1 pseudogene is annotated in these 346 nt (G+C 50.3%); it reads right to left on the reverse strand.

Annotation, left to right across the window (positions count from 1 at the left end):
* Nucleotides 1-197: 197 nt before the first annotated feature.
* A pseudogene (locus F7Q90_RS26235) lies at nucleotides 198-346 on the reverse strand (IS630 family transposase); the annotation flags it as partial.

Here is a 346-nt window from a genome sequence, read left to right on the forward strand (position 1 = left end):
TGTGAAGGCCATCACGCGACCTGACTCTCTTTCGTTTTTGCTGGGTTATCTTGTGGGGGCTGAGCGCTCAGTGATGCCTGACTGCGAGTGGGTGTCGGAAATTTCGGCGGTTCCGGCGTAGAACCCCAATATGATTCATATCGGTGAGGAAGGTACCCAAAAAACGCACGCATCCTAAATAACTGATCCTAATACCGCTACACTTTAGCCAGCCCATGTTTTCCCCCGGGGAATGGGCTGACGGTATTCATAAAGTGATGGACCTTTTTCAACAGTTGCCACATTGAACTGCACTGGTGATTTCGGGTTATTGTCTCATGAAGCGCCTGCCACAACCGTTCGACAT

Source organism: Pantoea stewartii subsp. stewartii (genome assembly GCF_008801695.1).
GTDB lineage: Bacteria > Pseudomonadota > Gammaproteobacteria > Enterobacterales > Enterobacteriaceae > Pantoea > Pantoea stewartii.